Raw genomic sequence first — 20,483 nt, forward strand, 5'->3', positions numbered from 1 at the left:
GTCGCAACGAAAAACGCCACGGCAAGCCGTGGCGTTTCTTCTTCGGGCCCGCGCGCCTCAGTGGCGGAAGTGGCGGATGCCGGTGAACACCATCGCGAGGCCGTGCTCGTCGGCCGCCGCGATCACCTCGGCGTCGCGCATCGAGCCGCCCGGCTGGATCACCGCCTTGATGCCGGCCTCGGCCGCCGCGTCGATGCCGTCGCGGAACGGGAAGAATGCGTCGCTGGCCATCACCGAACCCGGCACGACCAGGCCCGCGTCGTTCGCCTTGATGCCGGCGATGCGTGCCGAGTACACGCGGCTCATCTGGCCCGCGCCGACGCCGACGGTGCGGCCGTCCCTCGCATAGACGATGGCGTTCGACTTGACGTACTTGGCAACGCGCCAGGCGAACAGCAGGTCGGCCAGCTGCGCCTCCGTCGGCGCCACACGGGTGACGACCTTGAGCTCGTCGCGCGTCACCTCGCGGATGTCGGCGGTCTGCATCAGCAGCCCCGAGCCGACGCGCTTGATGTCGACGTTATTGCGGCCGTCGCCATGCGGGATGCGCAGCACGCGCACGTTGGCCTTCTTGCGGCCGTAGGCGAGCGCGGCCTCGTCATAGTCCGGGGCGATCAGCACCTCGACGAACTGGCGGTCGAGGATCGTTTTCATCAATTCGCCGTCGACCGGGCGATTGAACGCGATGATGCCGCCGAAGGCGGAAGTCGGATCGGTCGCGTAGGCGAGCTCGTAGGCGGTCGCGATGTCCGCCGCCTCGGCCACGCCGCACGGGTTCGCGTGCTTGACGATCACGCAGGCGTTGCCCTCGAACTGGCGCACGCATTCCCAGGCCGCGTCGGCGTCGGCGAGGTTGTTGTAGGAGAGTTCCTTGCCCTGCAGCTGGGTGAACGTCGCCAGCGTGCCCGGCACCGGCCAGAGGTCGCGGTAGAACGCGCCCTGCTGGTGCGGGTTCTCGCCGTAGCGCAGGTCCATCACCTTCACGAAGCTGCCGTTGCTCTGCTGCGGGAAGGTCGAGCGCTTGGCGCGGCCGTCGTCACCGACCGCGGTGATCGAGGACAGGTAATCGCTGATGCGCGCGTCGTACTGCGAAACGCGGTTGAACGCGGCGACCGACAGCGAGAAGCGCGTGGCGCCGGACAGCGCGCCGTCGTTCGAATCGAGCTCGGCGACGATCGCGTCGTACTGCGCCGAATCGGTCGCCACCGCCACGCGCGCGAAGTTCTTCGCCGCCGAGCGCAGCATCGCGGGGCCGCCGATGTCGATGTTCTCGACGATCTCGTCCATGGTGCTCGCCGGATCGGCCGAAACCTTCTCGAACGGATAGAGGTTCAACACCAGCAGGTCGATCGCGCCGATGCCGTGCTCGGCCATCACCGCGTCATCCGTGCCCGCGCGGCCGAGCAGGCCGCCGTGCACGATCGGGTGCAGCGTCTTGACGCGCCCGTCCATCATCTCGGGAAAGCCGGTGAGCTCGCTGACGTCGCGCACCGCAAGGCCCGCATCGCGCAGCGCCTTCGCGGTGCCGCCGGTGGAGACGAGCTCGACGCGGTGGCGCGCGAGCGCCTGCGCCAGCGGCACGAGGCCGGTCTTGTCGGAGACGGACAGCAGGGCACGGCGGAGCTTCACCGACGGGCCGTTCAGGGCAGCGGTCATGGCGGGCGAGGAGGCGTGGGAGAAGCGCGAATTATACCGGCGCGCTGCAGGCGGCCTTTCCGCGCGACGCGCGATCAGCCCTGCGCCAGCCCGTATTCGCGCAGCTTCTTGCGCAGCGTCGCGCGATGGATGCCCAGCAGCTGCGCGGCGCGGCTCTGGTTGCCGTCGCAGTGGCGCAGCACTTCCTGGAACAGCGGGATCTCGAGCTCGCGCAGCGCGATCTCGTACAGCTCGCTGGTGTCGCAGCCGCCGAGGTCGCCGAGGAAGCGCCGGATCGACACCGCCACGTGGTCGCGCAGCGGAACGCGCGCCGGGCGGATGTCGGTGATGTTGGAGGTGACGTCGGACGCGGCGGCGCTCATGGTGTCGTTCTTGCCCACGGTCCGGTGCGGGCGGACGGGGAGTCTAGCCGGTCGACGTCGCGCGCGGCCCGGCGACGCGACGCACCGGCGTGGCTGCGGACGAACGGCGTTACTGCAGCTGGAAGTCGTAGGCCTCGACGCGGCCCACGGGCTCGCGCACGTCGAAGGCGATGTCGATGCTCTCGCCGGGCGGCACCAGTGCGTCGATGCGGCGGCCGTACTCCGCAGGGGCGAGGGCGCGCGCACCGAGCAGGCGGCCGTCGACGTCGGACAGGCTCAGCACGACTACCGGCGGCGGCTGCGGCCAGTGCGCGTCGTTGCGCACCGTGGTGCTGGCATGCAGCACGCCGCCGCGCCCGGGCGCGGGCCGCACGGTGTGGCTGAGCATCCGGTAGGCGCGCGGCTCGTGCCAGGCCGGCACCTCGCAGCCGAGCACGGTGCATACGCGCAGGACGACGGGGCGCCAGCGCGCATCGCGTGCAAGCTCGACACGTTGCGCGAGCACGAGTTGCAGCGCGAGCAGGAGCGCCAGCAGCAGGAGTGCCAACGCCCAGGGCCAGCGGCGGCCGCCTTCGCGCGACACGTTCTCGCGGCGGCGCGCGAAGCTCGGGCCGTCGTGGCGCGGCTCGCGCTGCGCTTCCGGTTCGGGAATCCCGGTGGCGGGGCCGGCATCGATATCGCTCGGTGCCGACAAGGGCGACATCGGCATTGCAGCCACCGGCGGCGCGGCGTCGCTTGCGTCGTATGCATCCGTGGCGACAGGCGCCCGCTCGGCTTCGATACGTGGTTCGACGACCGGAGACGCCGGCGCCTCGTCGCGTGGCAGGTCGCGGCGGCGACGGCGTGGCGTGTCGTCCGCCGGCTCGAGCACCTCGCCGTCCAGTAGCAGCGCGCTGCCGCAACGCGGGCAGCGCTGGCTGGCCTCGCGACCGGCGATCAGGGCGACCAGGAAGCCGCAGTTGGGGCAGGGCTTGAACATGCGGCTATTCCACCACGCCAAGCGGCGGGAATGCGACGTGGTTCACAGGGCTCCGCGCATCGGGCAGGCCGGCGCCGCCATCATGCCGCGCGGCCTGCCGGGCACTGGTCAGCGCCGGCGGCCGCTCACGCGCACCCAGTCCTCGATGCGTTCGACCTGCACGTCGTCCAACGCGTCGGCATAGGCGGCGATGACGTCGTCCTCCTGCCCGGCCAGGATGCCGGACATCGCGAGCACCGCGCCCGGCGCGCAACGCGCCACGATCACGTCGCGCAGGTCGATCAGCGCGGTAGCGAGGATGTTGGCGACGACGACCAGATAGGTCGCGGCCGGCTCGTCCTGCGGCAGGTACACGGCGAGGCGATCGCCCACGCCGTTGCGCTCGGCGTTGTCGAGCGTGGCGGTGACCGCCTGCGGATCGTTGTCGACGCCGACCGCGTCGGCCGCGCCGAGCTTCAGCGCGGCGAGCGCGAGGATGCCGGAGCCGCAGCCGAAATCGAGCACGCGCGCGCCGTCCAGCACGCCGTCGTTCGCCAGCGCGTCGAGCCACTGCAGGCAGAGCGCGGTGGTCGGATGCGTGCCGCTGCCGAAGGCGAGGCCGGGATCGAGGCGCACCACCGCCGCGTCCGGCGCATCAGCGCCCTCGGGCAGTTCGTGGTTCCACGGCACGATCCACGTACGCGCACCGAATTTCAGCGGCTCGTACTGGTCCATCCACGCGCGTTCCCAGTCCTGGTCCTCGACGTCGCGGAACGAGGCGCGCGACCAGTCGAGCCCTTCGTCCGTCGCGTGCAGCGCCAGCATGAGCCCGTCGCGCGGCGTACCGGCTTCGAACAGCGCGGTCAGCACCATTTCGCCCCACAGCGGCTGCTCGCCGACCCCGGGCTCGAAGATGGCCTGCTCGTCGGGCGCATCGGCATGCGCGTCCACCAGCGTCACCGCGAGCGCGCCGACGTCCTCGAGCGCGCGCTCGTAACGTGGCTGCTGCTGTTCGGTACAGGGCAGCGAGAGTTCGAGGAAGGGCATGCGCGGCTTACTTGCCGACCAGCTGCACGGCGTCGACTTCCTTGTAGCCCGACTTCACGTTGTTGGCGAAGGTGAGCTTGACCGACTTCACCGGATACGGCGTGGCGTCGAACGTGCGCACGAACCAGGTGCGCGGGCCGCGCTCGTCTTCCTTGGTATCGCTCACGCCGCTCCACACCGTGTGCGCGGCGCCGTCGGTGCCGATCAGCTCGACCTTCGCGATCGATTCGACGGCGTCGTCGTTCAACACCGCGCGCACCGCCGTGGCGGACACCGGGCGCTCGTAGTCGAGCTGCAGCCAGTCGAAGCCGATGTCCTGCTGGTTGTTGGTCCAGGTCTTGCCGTTGACCGCGCCGGTGGTCTGCCACGGCGTGTTCTGGTCCTGCGAATCGGCCGGCGCTTCGTTAGCCTCACCGAACGACGTGCTGGCCTTCGCCGACACCGCCCACTGCGCATTGGCATCGTTGATGTAGCCGTCTTCCATCGTCGCGTAGTCGAGCCTGGCCTTGGCCTCGTCGGTCGGCGCGCTCGCGTTGTCGGCCGGCGCGGGCGTGGCGGGCGCGGGCTGCGCGGCGGGCGCCGCGTCGGCGGCGGGTGTGGCGGTGTCGGCCTGCGCGTCGTCGTGCTTCTTGCAGCCGGCGAGGGCGGCGGTGAGCAGCAGGGCGGAGGCGAGGACAGTTCCCTTGTTCATTGCGTCGATCCGATGGTTGGAAGGTTGGAGGATAGGCCGCGGTTCGCGCGGCGGTGGCATGGGTCAGACGATCGAGATCGCCTTCTCCTTCTGCTCCTTGAGCCGCTTCTCGAGGTAATGGATGTTCTGACCGCCCTGCTGGAAGCCGGCGTCGCCGAGGATGCGCTGCTGCAGCGGGATGTTCGTCTTGATGCCGTCGACGACCATCTCGTTCAGCGCCACGCGCATGCGCGCGATCGCGATCTCGCGCGTGGGGCCGTGCACGATGAGCTTGCCGATCATCGAGTCGTAGTTCGGCGGCACGCGATAGCCCTCGTAGATGTGGCTGTCGACGCGCACGCCCGGGCCGCCCGGCGCATGGAAATGCTGGATCAGGCCGGGGCAGGGCATGAAGGTCTCGGGATCTTCCGCGTTGATGCGGCATTCGATCGCGTGGCCTTCGAGGACGATGTCCTCCTGCTTCAGGCGCAGCTTCTCGCCGGCGGCGATGCGCAGCTGCTCGGTCACCAGGTCGATGCCGGTGACCAGCTCGGTCACCGGGTGCTCGACCTGGATGCGGGTGTTCATTTCGATGAAATAGAACCGCCCGTTCTCGAACAGGAATTCGAACGTGCCCGCGCCGCGGTAGCCGATGCGGATGCAGGCTTCGACGCAGACCTTGCCGATCTCCGCGCGCAGCTCCGGCGTGATGCCCGGCGCCGGCGCTTCCTCGACCACCTTCTGGTGGCGGCGCTGCATCGAGCAGTCGCGCTCGCCGAGGTGGATGGCATTGCCCTGGCCGTCGGCGAGCACCTGGATCTCCACGTGGCGCGGGTTCTCCAGGAACTTCTCCATGTAGACCATGTCGTTGCCGAACGCGGCCTTGGCTTCCTGCTTGGTCGTCTGGATCGCGGCGACGAGCGCGGCCTCGGTATGCACCACGCGCATGCCGCGGCCACCACCACCGCCGGCGGCCTTCACGATCACCGGATAGCCGATCTCGCGCGCGATCTTGACGTTCTCGGCCGCGTCGTCGCCCAGCGGGCCGCCGCTGCCGGGCACGCAGGGCACGCCCGCGGCCTTCATCGCGCGGATGGCTTCGACCTTGTCGCCCATCAGGCGGATCGTGTCGGCCTTGGGGCCGATGAAGATGAAGCCCGACTGCTCGACGCGCTCGGCGAAGTCCGCGTTCTCGCTGAGGAAGCCGTAGCCGGGATGGATGGCCTGCGCGTCGGTGACCTCGGCGGCGGCGATGATCTGCGCCATGTTGAGGTAGCTCTGGGCAGACGGCGCCGGGCCGATGCAGACGGATTCGTCGGCCATCGCCACGTGCTTGAGGTTGCGGTCGACAGTGGAATGCACGGCGACCGTGCGGATGCCGAGCGCGTGGCACGCGCGCAGGATGCGCAGCGCGATTTCGCCCCGGTTTGCGATTACGACTTTGTCGAGCATGGAAGAGTCCAGTGCGTCTGGGAGAGTGGGAACGTCCGGCCCTTCGGCCGCACGGCCGAAGGGCGTTCGCAGGCCGGCGGCAGTGCCGCCGGAAAGCTCCTGCTCACCCAATCACAAACAGCGGCTGGTCGAACTCGATCGGCTGGCCGTTCTCGACGAGCACCTTGAGCACGGTGCCGGAGACGTCGGCTTCGATCGGGTTGAACATCTTCATCGCCTCGATGATCGCGAGCGTCTCGCCGGCCTTCACCGACTGACCGACGCTGACGAATGCCGGCTTGTCCGGCGAGGGCGAGGCGTAGAACGTGCCGACCATCGGCGCGCGCACCACGTGGCCGTCGGGCAGGTCGACGCCGGCCTTGGCGCTGCCGCCGGTGGCGGCCTCGACCGGGCTGGCCATCGGCATCGGCGCGGCCTGCTGCTGCGGGGCCTGCATCGGCTGCGGCGCATAGGCGAACTCGACCGGGCGCGACGTCGTGCGCGCCAGACGCACCGTTTCCTCGCCTTCCTTGATCTCGATTTCCGAAAGGTTGCTCGCCTCGAGCAGGTCGATCAGCTTCTTGATTTTCCGCAGGTCCATGTCGGGCCTCGTGGTGGGATACGGGTTCGATCGCGGCGGGATCGCCGTCGATCTCGGTGGATCAGGAACGGTTGGCTTGCGCCGCGGCGCGCTTGTCCAGCCAGATCAGCGCGGCGTCCATCGCGAACCGGTAGCTGTCGGCGCCGAAGCCGGCGATGACGCCCATCGCGACGTCGCTGAAGTAGCTGTGCTTGCGGAACGGCTCGCGCGCATGCGGGTTGGACAGGTGCACTTCGATGAAGGGCAGGTCGACCGCCGCGATGGCGTCGCGCAGGGCCACGCTGGTATGCGTGAACCCGGCGGGATTGATGATCAGGAACGCGGTGCCGTCGGTACGCGCGGCATGCAGGCGGTCGATGAGCTCGTGCTCGGCGTTCGACTGCATCGAGTCCAGCGTGTGCCCGTGCGATTCGGCGTCGAGCTTGAGCGCGCGATCGATGGCGGCCAGCGAGGTCCTGCCGTAGATGCCCGGCTCCCGCTCGCCGAGCAGGTTGAGGTTCGGGCCATGCAGGACCAGCAGCTTCGCCATGGCGGCAGTTCCGACGTCGAGGCCGGGCAGTCTGCGCCCTGCTGGAAAGGCTGTCCAGACGTTCGCTACCGTATCGCCGACGTTGGGCGAAATTTCAATCGCGCGTTGGGCGCGCCTCGCGGGCCCAGCCGTCGAGGTCGTCGGGCTCCAAGGGGCCCGCCCACTGCTTCAGGATGCGGCCGTCGGTGCCGACCAGCACGCTGTAGGGCAGCACGCCACGGGCATTGCCGAGGCGCACGCTGGAATCGGCCGGGCCCGGGCTGTCGACGAGTACCGTGTAGCCGACGGGGCGCGCGTCGAGAAAACTGCGCACGGCGTCGGCCTCGTCCAGCGCGATGCCGACCACTTGCACGCCGTTCGCGCCCTGTCGGCGCGCGAAGGCATCGAGCGCCGGCATTTCCTCGAGGCAGGGGCGGCACCAGCTGGCCCAGAAGTTCACCAGCAGCGGCCGGCCGGCGGCAAGGTCGGCCAGATGCCGGGTTTCTCCGTCCAGGGTGGGCAGCGCGATCGCGGGCAGCCGCTCGCCGACGCGCGCGACCGGACCGGCGGCGTCGGTCGGTCCCGCCTGCAGGATCGCCTGGCCGAGGCGGGTGCGGGCGAGCCAGCTGCGGTCGACCGCGAGGCTCGCCGCCACGCCGAGCAACCCGGCGACGACCGCCACCGCAACCACGGTGCGCGTCCTCATTTCGCGGCGGCCCGCAGCGCGTCGGCGGTGATCGACGGCGTGAGCAGCGTGGGCAGCACCATCGGCTCGCCGCGGCGCGGATACACGACGTAGAGCGGCACGCCGACCGCACCGTGGCGCTGCAGGAAGGCGGTCAGGCCCGGGTCGACATCGGTGTAGTCGCCGACCATGTAGATCGCATCGGCCGCGCGCAGCGCCTCGCCGAATCCGGGCCGGCCGAGCACGGTGCGCTCGTTCGCCTTGCAGCTCACGCACCAGTCGGCGGTGATGTTGACGAAGACCACCCGGCCTTCGCCGCGCAATCGGGCGAGGCGCGCCTCGTCGAAGGACACCTGCTCGGTGGCGTGGCTCGACGTCGTCGCGGCCGCGCGCGGCAGGCGATGCACGGTCACGAGCGAGGCGCCGACGCCGGCGAGCCCGATCACCAGCGCGACCACGCCCCAGGCGCGCTGACGATCGCGCGTGCGCGTCCAGGCCCAGGCAGCGAAGGCAACGGCGACGGCGGCGGCGAGCGTCCAGGCGATCGCGTCCGGGCCCCGCTGGCGGCCCAGCACCCACACCAGCCATGCGGCGGTGAGGTAGAGCGGGAACGCGAGCGCCTGCTTCAGCGTCTCCATCCACATGCCCGGGCGCGGCAGCATCGCGGCAAGCCCGGGCAGCAGGCCGATCAGGATGAAGGGCAGTGCGAGGCCGACGCCGAGCGCGACGAATACCGCCAGCGCCAGTGGCGTCGGCGCGAGGAAGGCCCAGGCGAGCGCTGCGCCCATGAAGGGCGCGGTGCAGGGCGTGGCGACGATCACCGCCAGCACGCCGGTGAAGAAGTCGCCGGCGATGCCCCTGCGTTGGGTGAGGCCGTGGCCCGCGCCGGTCCAGCGACCACCCGCGTACCACAGGCCCGACAGGCTCAGGCCCAGCGCGAACATCAGCAGCGCGAGCGCAGCGACGACCACCGGCTCCTGCAGCTGGAAGCCCCAGCCCAGTGCGCGGCCCGCGTGCCGCAGCGCGAGCGCCAAGCCGCCCAGCAGCAGGAAGCTCAGCACCACGCCCGCGGTGTAGCCCAGTGCATGGCGGCGCGCGACGCTGGGCGCGCCGGACTCCGCCAGCGACAGCGCCTTGAGCGAGAGCACCGGCAGCACGCAGGGCATCAGGTTGAGGACGAGGCCGCCCAGCAGGGCCAGCAGCAGCGCCGACAGCGCGCCGCCGGGCGCGATCGCGCGGCCGGCGGGCGGGCCTTCGCGCGGCACGGCGGCGGCGGGCGGCGGGGTCCTGCCATCGTTCGTCGAGGAAGCCGTCGCCGCGGCTTCGACCGGTGCTTCGGGCGACGCGGTGGGCGTCGTCGGCGGTACCGTCGTGGCCGACGGCGTCGAAATCACTGCGGCTGCGGTCGCGGCCGGGAGGTCCAGCGTGACGCTGCGCTCCATCGGCGGATAGCAGATGCCGTCGGTCTGGCAGCCTTGGAAACGCGCGATGAGCGTCAGCTTCCGCGCCGCACCCGCGTCACGCGTGATCGGCAGCACGAGATCGACCGGGTCGAAGTACACGGCTACATCGCCGAAATGCTCGTCGCGATGCGCGCGCGCCTGCGGCCAGCGTGGCTTGCCGAGCGCGAAGCCCGCGCGCCGCGACGCGTCGTCGAGCCGGAACGTGCTGCGGTCGCGGTAGAGGTAGTAGCCCGGCGCGACGGCGAAGCGCGCCAGCACCGAACGCGCGTCGCCGGCGATCGCCTCGAAGCGGAACGCGTCGTCGGCCGGCAGCGGCGCGGCGTCCATGCCAGCCGCGGCGCCGCGGGCGCGGGCGAACGGCGACAGCGCGGTCGCGGGCGCCGGCTCGGCCTCGGGCAGCGCGACGCTGATGCGGCGCGTCTGCGGCGGATAGCAGACCCCGGCGTCGGCGCAGCCCTGGTACTTGACCGTCAGCACCGTGCGCGCAGCGCGAACGGTGCCGGGCAGCCGGCCGACCAGCTCGCCGCGGTAGGTCTCGACGTCGCCGAAGAACTCGTCGCGATGCGCGTCGCCGCGCGGCAACTGCAGCGGCTCGGCGTCGAAGCCCGCATCAGCCTGCACGGAGGTCCGATGGCGATAGAGGTAGTAGCCCTTGGCGATCGTCCAGCGCACCTCGATCGCGCCATCCGCGTAACGCGCGCTGGGCACGAACACCTGGTCGACAGGCGGCAGCTGGTCGGGGGTGATGGCATGGACCGAGGGGGCAAGCGCAGCCAGCAGCAGCGGCGCGAGATGCCGCACGAGGCGGCGCAGGAAGTCAGGCATCGTCACGGCTCTGGGCGATCACCCAGTCGAGGTAGTCGGGCGTGCCATCGCGCGCGTCGAGCGCGAGCAGTTCGGGCACGTCGTAGGGATGTAGCGCACGCACGCGCTCGAACACCGCGGCGGTGCGATCGGCGGCCGTCTTGATCAGCAGAAGAATCTCCCCGGCGTGCTCGACGCGGCCCTGCCAGCGGTAGGTCGAGCGCAGCCCGGGAAGCTGCTGCACGCAGGCCGCCAGGCGTTCGCCGACGAGCGCGGTCGCGATGCGCTCGGCCGTCGTCGCGTCGGGGCAGGTGCAATGGATGACGACGGCGGCCATGGCCCGATTCTACCGGCCGCGCCGCCGCGGGCCCCGTCGGGCGTGGCCGCATCGGCGGCACGCTGAGACGTGCGTATGGCGATGCGCCTCAGTCCCGCGGCTTGCGGCTGCGGCCGCGCCCGGTGCGCAGCTCGGCCATCTGCTCCATCAGCTCCACCAGCGGAGCCTGGCTGCGCGCCGGAAGCGTGCGGAAGGCGGCGAGCATGCGCAGCTCGAGCGGCTCGTCGACCATCGTGGCGTCGACCGCCGCCACGCCGTCGAGCGCATCGTCCGGCGACAGCGCCATGCGGCCGCGTCCCGTGGCCAGCCATTCGAACTGTACCCCGGTGACCGTGGCGACCCGCCGCAGGTTGGACATGCTGGGGCTCTTGCCCTGCACGGCCTCCCAGTGGCTGACGGCGCTTCGCTGCACCCCCACGGCCTCGGCGAGGGCGGTCTGGGAGAGCGCGGCATGGCGGCGGGCGAGCCGGATTCGCTGCTGAGAGTTCATGGAGTGACGCTCCGCGTCAGTTCAAGCCCCTGAACAGGGCGGGGGATACCGAAGCTCACAATGCTACCGATAACCGCGGAAGGATGTCCGTTTCAGGTCACCATTCGTGATGGCATGCGACGAAATGCGGAAATGAAAACGTTTGCAGATTTGGCCGGTTTCGATGCGCTACCGGAATCGGTCGCCCACGGCCGCTTACGGCCTCTGGCATGGGTGACACGAAGGGGCACACAATCGCCCCACGTCGACAGGGACTCGTCGATGGACATGGGGTCAGGTACTGGGGAGGCGCACCGGATCGCGCGAGCTTGGATGGCCCTCCCCGGCACCAGGGAGCGCGTTTCTTCGGGACGCGCTCTTTTTTTGCGTCCGCGAAACGCCGCCTCGCGCGCACGCGCGGCCGCGTTGCACCGTCTGCCGGCCGATCGGCCGAGCGCGGATTTTTTCTGAACACCCCTTGAAAGCCTTTGGCGGCATCCCATATCCCGCCCCGTCCGCGATGCGGGCGGGTCGCGCCCCGGGTTTGGCACTCGTGGCCAGCGACTGCTAAAATTTCCCGTCTTTCGCTGTTTTTTCAATCACTTACAATCTGCCGGAGGTTCGTGCATGAACATCAAGCCGCTCTACGACCGCGTGGTCATCAAGCGCATGGAAGAAGAAAAGGTCTCGGCCGGTGGCATCGTCATCCCGGACTCGGCGACCGAAAAGCCGATCAAGGGTGAAGTCGTCGCCGTGGGCGAGGGCAAGGCCTTCGACAACGGCAACGTGCGCGCGCCCAAGGTCAAGGTCGGCGACAAGGTGCTCTTCGGCAAGTACAGCGGCACGGAAGTGAAGCTGGACGGCACCGAGTACCTGGTGGTGAAGGAAGACGACATCTTCGCGGTCCTCGGCTGATCGCGGCCTTCCCTCGCATCACGCATCCCTTCTGATCAATTCTTTTTGAGGTAACTGCAATGGCAGCCAAGGAAATCCGCTTCGGCGAAGACGCACGCACCAAGATGCTGCGCGGCGTGAACGTGCTCGCGAACGCCGTCAAGGCCACGCTCGGCCCGAAGGGCCGCAACGTCGTGCTCGAGAAGAGCTTCGGCGCCCCGACGATCACCAAGGACGGCGTGTCCGTCGCCAAGGAGATCGAGCTCGCCGACAAGTTCGAGAACATGGGCGCGCAGATGGTGAAGGAGGTCGCGTCCAAGACCTCCGACAACGCCGGTGACGGCACCACCACCGCCACCGTGCTGGCGCAGGCGCTGATCCGCGAGGGCATGAAGGCGGTCGCCGCCGGCATGAACCCGATGGACCTCAAGCGCGGCATCGACAAGGCGGTCACCGCCGCCGTTGAAGAGCTGAAGAAGATCAGCAAGCCGTCGTCGACCTCGAAGGAGATCGCGCAGGTCGGTTCGATCTCGGCCAACTCCGACACCAACATCGGTGACCTCATCGCGCAGGCGATGGACAAGGTCGGCAAGGAAGGCGTGATCACCGTCGAGGACGGTTCGGGCCTCGAGAACGAGCTCGACGTCGTCGAGGGCATGCAGTTCGACCGCGGCTACCTCTCGCCGTACTTCATCAACAACCAGCAGTCGATGCAGGCCGAGCTGGACGACCCGTTCATCCTGCTGCACGACAAGAAGATCTCGAACGTGCGCGACCTGCTGCCCGTCCTCGAGGGCGTGGCCAAGGCCGGCAAGCCGCTGCTGATCATCGCCGAGGAAGTCGAGGGCGAGGCGCTCGCCACGCTCGTCGTCAACACGCTGCGCGGCATCGTCAAGGTCTGCGCCGTCAAGGCGCCGGGCTTCGGTGACCGTCGCAAGGCGATGCTGGAAGACATGGCCATCCTGACGGGCGGCACCGTGATCTCCGAGGAAGTCGGCCTGCAGCTCGAGAAGGCGACGATCAAGGATCTCGGCCGCGCGAAGAAGGTGCAGGTCTCGAAGGAGAACACCACCATCATCGACGGCGCGGGCGACACCGCCGGCATCGAAGGCCGCATCAAGCAGATCAAGGCGCAGATCGAGGAGACCTCTTCCGACTACGATCGCGAGAAGCTGCAGGAGCGCGTCGCCAAGCTCGCCGGCGGCGTTGCGGTGATCAAGGTCGGTGCGTCGACCGAGATCGAGATGAAGGAGAAGAAGGCGCGCGTCGAAGACGCCCTGCACGCCACGCGTGCGGCCGTCGAGGAAGGCATCGTGCCGGGCGGCGGCGTCGCCCTGCTGCGCGCGCGTGCGGCGATCGAAGGCCTCAAGGGCGTCAACGAGGACCAGAACCACGGCATCCAGATCGCCCTGCGCGCGATGGAAGCCCCGCTGCGCGAGATCGTGACCAACGCCGGCGAAGAGCCCTCCGTCATCGTCAACAAGGTGAAGGAAGGCAACGGTTCGTACGGCTACAACGCCGCCACGGGCGAGTATGTCGACATGCTGGAAGCCGGCATCCTGGATCCGACCAAGGTCACCCGCACCGCGCTGCAGAACGCCGCGTCGATCGCGGGCCTGATGATCACGACCGAGGCGATGGTCGGCGAGCTGCCGAAGAAGGACGAGCCGGCGATGCCGGGCGCGGCCGGCATGGGCGGCATGGGCGGCATGGACTTCTAAGCGCCGCTTCGACGCTGCATCGCAACAGGAAAAGCCCCGCGAAAGCGGGGCTTTTTCTTTGCCGCGACCGTTCGTCGTCGCGAGGTGGAAATGTGACCCGCGTCGCTTTTTGTGAAGCTAGGCTAAATCCGGCGCTGCGCGTCCTGTCCGCTCGGCGCTTCCGTTTCCGGCTCCAGATGCCCCCTCCCCCGAATCGTCGAGGTATGCCGTGAAAAAGTCCTCCGCCCTGGTTGTCTCCGTCCTCGCCGGCGCCTGCATGGTCGCCCTGGCCCAGGACGGCTTCGAAGTGAACTGGCTCCAGCCCATCGCGCCCGCCGCGCCGGTGGACCTGGGCGCCGCCCCGGTCGACGAGACCCCGCAGCGCTGGTTCGTCGAGCTGGCGGGCAATCCCGTCGCCGAGCGCGGCTCGGCCAATGCCCTGCGCAGCGAGAAGCAGGCGTTCCGCGATGCCGCGCGCAGCGCCGGTGTCCGCTACATCGAGAACTACGCCTTCGACCAGCTGTTCAACGGCTTCTCGATCACCGTCGCGCGCTCGCAGCTCGGCACGCTGATGCGGATCCCGGGCGTGAAGGCGATCTACCCGGTCGAGACGATCGACCTGCCCGACCAGCCGGCCGCTAGCGCGCCCGAGCTCTACACCGCGCTGTCGATGACCGGCGCGGACATCGCCGGCAGCGAGCTGGGGCTGACCGGCGCCGGCGTGCGCGTGGGCATCATGGATACGGGCATCGACATCGACCATCCCGATTTCGGCGGTGGCGGCGTCAACGGCGGCACGCCGTTCCCCAGCGCGCGCATCGCCGATGGCTGGGATTTCGTCGGCGACGCCTTCAATGCAGACCCGGCCTCGGCCGGCTACAACCCGGTGCCGGCGCCGGATGCGCGTCCTGACGACTGCAACGGCCATGGCACGCACGTCGCCGGCATCGTCGGCGCCAACGGCAAGGTCAAGGGCGTCGCGCCGAAGGTCACCTTCAATGCCTACCGCGTGTTCGGCTGCGAGGGCTCGACCACGTCGGACATCATGCTCGCCGCGATGGAGCGCGCGCTGCTCGACCGCGTCGACGTGCTCAACATGAGCATCGGCGCCTCGTTCCAGTGGCCCGAATACCCGACCGCCAAGGCGGCCACGCGCCTGGTCGACCGTGGCGTCGTGGTGGTGGCCTCGGCCGGCAACAGCGGCACCTCGGGCCTGTACGCTGTGAGCGCGCCGAGCCTCGGTGAGAAGGTCATCAGCGTCGCGTCCTACGACAACATCGGCATCGCGCAGGCGGCGTTCGCAGTCTCGCCCGACGCGCGCAAGATCGGCTTCAACCCCGCCACCGGCGCGCCGCCGCCGCCGGCCTCCGGCACCGCGCTGCTGGCCCGCACCGGCACCGCGACCTCGACCGCGGACGCGTGCAGCCCGCTGCCCGCCAACAGCCTGGCCGGCAAGGTCGCTCTTATCCGTCGCGGTTCCTGCGGCTTCTACGACAAGGCCCGCAATGCGGAAGCCGCCGGCGCGATCGGCGTCGTCCTGTACAACAACGTCGCGGGCGTGCTGAACCCGACGGTCGCCGGCACGCCGTCGGTCAACATCCCGACGGTGGGCATCAACGACGTCGACGGCGTGCTGCTCGACGGCCGCATCGCCGCCGGCCCGACGCAGATCACCTGGGGCGACTTCCACGCCTCCCAGCCGAACCCGACGGGCGACCTGATCTCGTCGTTCTCGTCCTGGGGCACGTCGCCCGACCTGCAGCTCAAGCCGGACATCGGCGCGCCGGGCGGCTCGATCTACTCCACCTACCCGCTGGAGGCGGGCGGTTACGGCTCGCTGAGCGGCACGTCGATGGCGTCGCCGCACGTGGCCGGTGCGGCCGCGCTGCTGCTGCAGTACGCCCCGCGGACCCCGGCGCCGAAGGTGGCGGCGATCCTGCAGAACACCGCGGTGCCTAAGGCGTGGTCCGGTAATCCGGGCCTGGGCTTCCTGGACTCGGTGCACCGGCAGGGCGCCGGCATGATGCGCATCGACAAAGCCGTCGTCGCCGCCACGCGCGTGCAGCCGGGCAAGCTGTCGCTCGGCGAGAACCAGGGCGCCACATCGCAGGTGCGCTCGCTGCAGATCGAGAACACCGGCAACAAGCCGGTGACCTACGCACTGTCGTACACGGCCGCGATCGGGACCGGCGCCGGTACCTTCGCCCTCAGCTACTTCTCGGGCGGCAGCGCGGTGACGTTCCCATCGCCGACGATCACCGTGGCGCCACGCAGCACCGCAACGCTCAACGCCACGATCCTCTCCGCCACTGCGCCCGCGGGAGGGCTCTACGGCGGCTACATCGTCATGACTCCGAACGACGGCAGCCCGACGCTGCGCGTGCCGTACTCGGGCTACATCGGCGACTACCAGGCCAAGCAGGTGCTGGTGCCGACGGCGAACGGGTTCCCGTGGCTGGCCAAGCTGTCCGGCAACAGCTACACCCGCCAGGCGGCCGGTGCGACGTATTCGATGGCCGGCGACGACGTGCCGTTCTTCCTGATCCACTTCGAGCACCAGTCCCGCATCGTGCAGATGACCGTGCGCGACGCGACGACCGGCCGAGACTGGTACACGGCCTTCGAAACCGAGTACTTCGGTCGCAATTCCTCGGCGACGGGCTTCTACGCCTTCAGCTGGGACGGCACCACGCTGCAGGGCCGCCACCGCGTGCACACCGTGCCGGACGGCAAGTACATCGTGACGCTCAAGGTGCTCAAGGCGCTGGGCGACGAGTCCAACCCGGCGCACTGGGAGACCTGGAACTCGCCGGTCATCACGATCCAGCGCTGATCGCCGATGGATGGGGCGGCTAGGGACGGCCGCCCTGAACCGTAAAGGTTTTGCTGCATTGCAGCGTGCATTCCCCGTCACGCATCTTTAACGATAGACCTGCACCCGACGTGGGGGAGGGAGCAAAGGCCCGCTGCCAGCGATGACAGCGGGCTTTTTTTCGTCCCGGAAGCGGCCTTGCCGCGTGCCAGAATCCCCGCATGACCGCATCGATCGCGGCCGCGGCAGCGGTCGAAGCCCTCGTCGAACGTGCCCTCCAGCGGCTCGATCCGCCCACGCAGGCGCACGACCGCGTGGCCGCGGTGGCGCGCGCCAGCGATTTCGCAGTCGACACGCTCTCGCGCGATCCCGACCTGCTGGCGCGCCTGCTGGACGACGATGGCGCCACGCCGACGCCCGAGCCGCGGCTCGATCCCGACCTGCCCGGCGACTGGCCCGTGCGCCTGCGTCGCTATCGCGTGGCCGAGTCGACGCGGCTGATCTGGCGCGACGTGCACGGCCTCGACGGCGTCGAGGCGACCCTGGCCGGCAGCACGCGGCTGGCCGAGCGCTGCCTCGCGCTCGCGCTGGAGGTGCTGGAAGCGCAGTTCGTCGCGCGGCATGGCCAGGTGCGCGATCCCGACGGCCGCGTGCAGCGGCTGGTGGTGTTCGGCCTCGGCAAGCTCGGCGGCGGCGAACTCAACTTCAGTTCCGATGTCGACCTCGTCTACGCGTACGAGGCCGCGGGCGAGTCCGACGGCGCGCGGCCGCTGGACGCCGAAGGCTACTTCACCCGCCTCGGCCAGCAGCTCGCGAAGCTGCTCGACGAAGTCACCGTCGACGGCTTCTGCCATCGCGTCGACCTGCGCCTGCGCCCGTTCGGGACCGCGGGGCGGCTCGCGTGGTCGTTCGGTGCGCTCGAGCAGTACTTCCAGCGCGAGGGCCGCGACTGGGAACGCTATGCCTGGCAGAAGGCGCGGCCGGTCGCCGGCGACATCGAGGCCGGCGAGCGTTTCCTCGACGCGCTCAGGCCGTTCGTCTACCGGCGCTATCTCGACTTCGGCGCGCTCGACGGCTTACGCACGATGAAGGCCTCGATCGCCGCCGAAGTCGCGCGTCGCGAACTCGTCGACGACATCAAGCGCGGGCCCGGCGGTATCCGCGAAATCGAATTTCTCGTGCAGGCGCTGCAGCTGATCCGCGGCGGCCGCGAGCCCGCGCTGCGCGAGCGCCGCCTGCTGCCGGCGCTGCGTGCGCTGGTCGAGGCCGGCCATATCGATGCGCACACCGGCGACGCGCTCGCCGAGGCCTACCGTTTCCTGCGCCGCGTCGAGAACCGGCTGCAGATGCTGCGCGACGCACAGACGCATGCGCTGCCGGACGACGAGGTCGCTCGGCATCGCATCGCGACCGGCCTCGGCTATGCCGACTGGACGGCCTTCCTGCCCGCGCTGGAGGCCGTGCGCTCGCGCGTGAGCGCCGAGTTCGGCGCGCTGCTGGCACCGCGCGAGCGCGATGCCGCGCCCGGTGCGCTGGCCGCCTACTGGGGCGCGCTGCCGCAGGCCGGCGAGGCCGACGTGCTGGCCGGCGCGGGATTCGCCGATGCGCTGGCCGCCGATTCGCTGCTGCGCGACTTCGCCCGTGCACCCGCGGTGCAGGCGTTGTCGGACGCGACGCGCGCGCGGCTCGATCGCGTGATGCCGGCACTGTTGGAAGCCGCGGCCTCGTCCAGCGAGCCGATGCTCGCGATGCGTCGCCTGCTCGCGCTGGTCGGCAACATCCTGCGCCGCAGCGCGTATCTCGCATTGCTCGACGAGCAGCCGGCGGCGCTTGCGCGGCTGGTCGACGTGGTCGCGCACAGCGCACTGCTGGCCGAGCGGCTCGCCGCGTACCCGCTGCTGCTCGACGAGTTGCTCGATGCACGCGTCGCCGGTGCCTTGCCGGATCGCGACGCGTTGCTGGCCGTCTGCCGCGAGGCGGTCGCCGGCATCGACGACACCGAGCAGGCGCTACGTGCGCTCAACGAGGCGCGGCAGGCGCTGAGCTTCCGCATCGCGATGGCCGTGCGCGACCGCCGCCAGCCGGCTGCGGAGAGCGCGCGCCAGCTGGCCTGGCTCGCCGATGCGGTGGTGGACGAGGTCGTGGGCCTCGCGGACCGCGAGATGGTGGCCGCGCACGGTCGCGTCGCCGGCGCGCGCTTCGTCGTGCTGGGCTACGGCAGCCTCGGCGGCGAGGAGCTCGGCTTCGGCTCCGACCTCGACCTCGTGTTCCTCTACGACGCGCCGGCCGATGCCGAATCCGACGGTGCCCGCGCTCTCGACGCGCAACGCTGGTTCGCGCGGCTCGCGCAGAAGGTGGTCGCGCTGCTGGGCGCGCCGACCGGCGCGGGGCGCCTGTTCGACGTCGACGTGCGCCTGCGTCCCGACGGCGCGAAAGGCCTGCTGGTGTCGAGCCTGGCGAGCTTCGCCGCCTACCAGCGCGAGCGTGCGTGGACATGGGAACACCAGGCGCTGGTGCGTGCGCGCTGCATCGGGGGCGACGCGACGCTGTGCGCGGACTTCGACCGCATTCGCGCCGAGGTGCTCGGCCGCGAGCGCGAACGCGCGCAGGTGATGGACGAGGTCTCGCAGATGCGCCGCCGCATGCGCGCCGAGCTCGACCGCAGCGACGCGGCCGCGTTCGACCTCAAGCAGGGCGAGGGCGGCCTGGTCGACCTGGAATTCGTGTTGCAGGCGCTCGTGCTGGCACGCAGTGCCCGTCGCGCTGCGCTGCTCGGGCCGCGCAACACGCGTGCGTTGATCGCGACGTGCGCGGAGGCGGGCGTGCTCGATACGACGGTCGCCGGTGCGCTGTCGGAAGCGCACGCGCTGATGCTCGCGCGCGGGCTGGACTGCACGCTCGATCGCCGCGCGCGCCGCGTGCCGGCCGGCGATGCCGCGGTGGACGCCGCGCGCGCGATCGTGCGCGACGTCGCCACCGCCTGCGGGCTCGCGTTCTGAGGCCCGACTGAGGGGCAGGTGTCGCGTCGGCGTGCCGAAAGAAACGTGCGGCATGGACCGCCCCTCGGCGATGCCGCTTCGACCTGCGATCAGCCGCCGATCCCGAAGCGCTCGCGCAGGAGCGCGGCCACGCGTTGAGTCTCGCGCATCGGTTCGGCGTCGAACGGGGCCAGCACGGCATCGAAGGCGCGCACGCGGCCGCGTTCGCGGAGCGCCTCGACGAAGCGCCGCGGACGCCCGTGCAACTGGCGGTCGCCGGCCACGAAGACGGGTGCGCGCGTGGCGGCGGCTTCCGAAATCATGTTCACCGAGTCGGCGGTGCAGACGATGCGGTCGGCCCAGCCGAGCAGACCGGCATAGGGATTGCGACCGTCGACCGAACCGCTCCAGACGATGCCCGGCAGGCCCTGCAGGCGTTTCTTGACGCGCACCACCATCGCGGGCGGCGTGCGTCGCGACGTCGTGGCCAGCACGCTGCCGCCCTCGCGCTCGACCACCTTGCGCACGTCGCGCAGCCAGCGGTCGAGGCGACGCATCGACATGCGCATGTCCGAGGTCGGCCCGCCGATCAGCAACGCGGTGCGCGGGCCCGGCAGCTTGCCGAGCGCCGCGAAGGCGGCGCGCGAGGCGCCGAGCCAGCCGTCCTGCACGGGATTGAGCGAGCCCAGCAGCTCGACCACGTTGGCCCCGCGCAGGCGGTCGTGCTGCGGCGCCACTACCGCATCCCAGTGCGAGCTGCGGATGCGCGGGTCGAGGATCTGCACGGCCTGCGCGCCGTGTTCGCGCAGCACGCGCGTGGCGAGCGCGGCTTGCCGGCCGCAGCCGATGGCCAGCGTGCGGGCGAGCGCGGGATCGCGCAGGCGCGCCTCGAGCTCGGCGCCGAACGCACGCTCGGCGCCGCCGATGCGGCGCGGCGCCAGCCAGCGCCAGGGCGCGCGCGGGGCCAGCACGATGTCCTGCGTCGGCAGCTTCAGCGCGTCGGCGAGCGCGCGCGCCTGCCGCAGGTTGCCGGCATGGCCGTCGGTGACGACGAGGATCTGCGAGGGAGATGAGCGTTGCACGGGTCGGATCGATCCGTTCCGGGGCC

Annotated in this window: 17 protein-coding genes; 4 read left to right on the forward strand and 13 right to left on the reverse strand. The window is 70.4% G+C overall.

The window, feature by feature from the left end:
* Positions 1–57 precede the first annotated feature (57 nt).
* From purH to IE066_RS09595, 12 genes are all read right to left on the reverse strand, one after another.
* Positions 58–1,656, reverse strand: coding sequence for a bifunctional phosphoribosylaminoimidazolecarboxamide formyltransferase/IMP cyclohydrolase (gene purH, locus IE066_RS09540; protein WP_189449271.1), 1,599 nt, complete (start codon positions 1,654–1,656; stop codon positions 58–60).
* A 74-nt stretch (positions 1,657–1,730) separates the two neighbouring features.
* On the reverse strand, positions 1,731–2,018 hold the full coding sequence (gene fis / locus IE066_RS09545; protein WP_189449273.1) for a DNA-binding transcriptional regulator Fis: 288 nt from the start codon (positions 2,016–2,018) through the stop codon (positions 1,731–1,733).
* A gap of 109 nt (positions 2,019–2,127) precedes the next feature.
* The gene (locus tag IE066_RS09550; RefSeq protein ID WP_229790768.1) at positions 2,128–2,997 is read right to left on the reverse strand and encodes a DUF3426 domain-containing protein; all 870 of its coding nucleotides are present in this window, start codon (positions 2,995–2,997) and stop codon (positions 2,128–2,130) included.
* A 108-nt stretch (positions 2,998–3,105) separates the two neighbouring features.
* Entirely contained in the window at positions 3,106–4,023 is a 918-nt protein-coding gene (prmA, locus tag IE066_RS09555; protein WP_189449275.1) for a 50S ribosomal protein L11 methyltransferase, read from the reverse strand.
* Between the two features lie 7 nt (positions 4,024–4,030).
* Positions 4,031–4,714, reverse strand: a complete 684-nt coding sequence (locus tag IE066_RS09560; protein WP_189449277.1) for a hypothetical protein — start codon at positions 4,712–4,714, stop codon at positions 4,031–4,033.
* A gap of 63 nt (positions 4,715–4,777) precedes the next feature.
* Positions 4,778–6,145 carry an acetyl-CoA carboxylase biotin carboxylase subunit gene (accC, locus tag IE066_RS09565; RefSeq protein WP_189449279.1) on the reverse strand — a complete coding sequence of 456 codons (1,368 nt, stop codon included), beginning with the start codon at positions 6,143–6,145 and terminating at the stop codon, positions 4,778–4,780.
* A gap of 103 nt (positions 6,146–6,248) precedes the next feature.
* Complete coding sequence (gene accB / locus IE066_RS09570) at positions 6,249–6,725, reverse strand: acetyl-CoA carboxylase biotin carboxyl carrier protein (protein ID WP_189449281.1); 477 nt, start codon at positions 6,723–6,725, stop codon at positions 6,249–6,251.
* Between the two features lie 61 nt (positions 6,726–6,786).
* A complete protein-coding gene (aroQ, locus tag IE066_RS09575; protein WP_189449283.1) occupies positions 6,787–7,254 on the reverse strand; it encodes a type II 3-dehydroquinate dehydratase in 468 nt (155 codons plus the stop codon).
* A gap of 94 nt (positions 7,255–7,348) precedes the next feature.
* Positions 7,349–7,939 carry a TlpA family protein disulfide reductase gene (locus IE066_RS09580; protein WP_189449284.1) on the reverse strand — a complete coding sequence of 197 codons (591 nt, stop codon included), beginning with the start codon at positions 7,937–7,939 and terminating at the stop codon, positions 7,349–7,351.
* Complete coding sequence (locus IE066_RS09585; protein ID WP_189449285.1) at positions 7,936–10,206, reverse strand: protein-disulfide reductase DsbD domain-containing protein; 2,271 nt, start codon at positions 10,204–10,206, stop codon at positions 7,936–7,938. The genes IE066_RS09580 and IE066_RS09585 overlap by 4 nt, the downstream gene beginning before the upstream one ends.
* Positions 10,199–10,522 (reverse strand): divalent-cation tolerance protein CutA, encoded by a 324-nt coding sequence (gene cutA / locus IE066_RS09590; RefSeq protein ID WP_189449286.1) that lies wholly within the window; start codon positions 10,520–10,522, stop codon positions 10,199–10,201. The genes IE066_RS09585 and cutA overlap by 8 nt, the downstream gene beginning before the upstream one ends.
* An 88-nt stretch (positions 10,523–10,610) precedes the next feature.
* Positions 10,611–11,012, reverse strand: a complete 402-nt coding sequence (locus IE066_RS09595; RefSeq protein WP_189449287.1) for a helix-turn-helix domain-containing protein — start codon at positions 11,010–11,012, stop codon at positions 10,611–10,613.
* A gap of 606 nt (positions 11,013–11,618) precedes the next feature.
* On the opposite strand from IE066_RS09595, the gene groES reads away from it, so the two are divergent.
* The 4 genes from groES (at position 11,619) to glnE (ending at position 19,396) form a co-directional block, all read left to right on the forward strand.
* Entirely contained in the window at positions 11,619–11,906 is a 288-nt protein-coding gene (gene groES, locus IE066_RS09600; protein WP_027083774.1) for a co-chaperone GroES, read from the forward strand.
* A 59-nt stretch (positions 11,907–11,965) separates the two neighbouring features.
* Positions 11,966–13,606, forward strand: a complete 1,641-nt coding sequence (gene groL / locus IE066_RS09605) for a chaperonin GroEL (protein ID WP_189449288.1) — start codon at positions 11,966–11,968, stop codon at positions 13,604–13,606.
* A gap of 208 nt (positions 13,607–13,814) precedes the next feature.
* Positions 13,815–16,418 carry a S8 family serine peptidase gene (locus IE066_RS14940; protein WP_308427436.1) on the forward strand — a complete coding sequence of 868 codons (2,604 nt, stop codon included), beginning with the start codon at positions 13,815–13,817 and terminating at the stop codon, positions 16,416–16,418.
* Positions 16,419–16,618: 200 nt separating this feature from the next.
* A complete protein-coding gene (gene glnE / locus IE066_RS09615) occupies positions 16,619–19,396 on the forward strand; it encodes a bifunctional [glutamate--ammonia ligase]-adenylyl-L-tyrosine phosphorylase/[glutamate--ammonia-ligase] adenylyltransferase (protein WP_189449289.1) in 2,778 nt (925 codons plus the stop codon).
* An 89-nt stretch (positions 19,397–19,485) separates the two neighbouring features.
* Here glnE and IE066_RS09620 read toward each other — a convergent pair whose 3' ends face one another.
* Positions 19,486–20,457, reverse strand: a complete 972-nt coding sequence (locus IE066_RS09620) for a mitochondrial fission ELM1 family protein (RefSeq protein ID WP_189449290.1) — start codon at positions 20,455–20,457, stop codon at positions 19,486–19,488.
* Positions 20,458–20,483: the final 26 nt, after the last annotated feature.

The sequence above is a fragment of the Cognatilysobacter xinjiangensis genome, from assembly GCF_014651995.1.
Lineage (GTDB): Bacteria > Pseudomonadota > Gammaproteobacteria > Xanthomonadales > Xanthomonadaceae > Cognatilysobacter > Cognatilysobacter xinjiangensis.

Bases quoted from the DNA above. Each gene is read 5' to 3' on its own strand.
- purH (WP_189449271.1), bottom strand. From the start codon at position 1,656: ATGACCGCTGCCCTGAACGGCCCGTCGGTGAAGCTCCGCCGTGCCCTG.
- fis (WP_189449273.1), bottom strand. From the start codon at position 2,018: ATGAGCGCCGCCGCGTCCGACGTCACCTCCAACATCACCGACATCCGC.
- IE066_RS09550 (WP_229790768.1), bottom strand. From the start codon at position 2,997: ATGTTCAAGCCCTGCCCCAACTGCGGCTTCCTGGTCGCCCTGATCGCC.
- prmA (WP_189449275.1), bottom strand. From the start codon at position 4,023: ATGCCCTTCCTCGAACTCTCGCTGCCCTGTACCGAACAGCAGCAGCCA.
- IE066_RS09560 (WP_189449277.1), bottom strand. From the start codon at position 4,714: ATGAACAAGGGAACTGTCCTCGCCTCCGCCCTGCTGCTCACCGCCGCC.
- accC (WP_189449279.1), bottom strand. From the start codon at position 6,145: ATGCTCGACAAAGTCGTAATCGCAAACCGGGGCGAAATCGCGCTGCGC.
- accB (WP_189449281.1), bottom strand. From the start codon at position 6,725: ATGGACCTGCGGAAAATCAAGAAGCTGATCGACCTGCTCGAGGCGAGC.
- aroQ (WP_189449283.1), bottom strand. From the start codon at position 7,254: ATGGCGAAGCTGCTGGTCCTGCATGGCCCGAACCTCAACCTGCTCGGC.
- IE066_RS09580 (WP_189449284.1), bottom strand. From the start codon at position 7,939: ATGAGGACGCGCACCGTGGTTGCGGTGGCGGTCGTCGCCGGGTTGCTC.
- IE066_RS09585 (WP_189449285.1), bottom strand. From the start codon at position 10,206: ATGCCTGACTTCCTGCGCCGCCTCGTGCGGCATCTCGCGCCGCTGCTG.
- cutA (WP_189449286.1), bottom strand. From the start codon at position 10,522: ATGGCCGCCGTCGTCATCCATTGCACCTGCCCCGACGCGACGACGGCC.
- IE066_RS09595 (WP_189449287.1), bottom strand. From the start codon at position 11,012: ATGAACTCTCAGCAGCGAATCCGGCTCGCCCGCCGCCATGCCGCGCTC.
- groES (WP_027083774.1), top strand. From the start codon at position 11,619: ATGAACATCAAGCCGCTCTACGACCGCGTGGTCATCAAGCGCATGGAA.
- groL (WP_189449288.1), top strand. From the start codon at position 11,966: ATGGCAGCCAAGGAAATCCGCTTCGGCGAAGACGCACGCACCAAGATG.
- glnE (WP_189449289.1), top strand. From the start codon at position 16,619: ATGACCGCATCGATCGCGGCCGCGGCAGCGGTCGAAGCCCTCGTCGAA.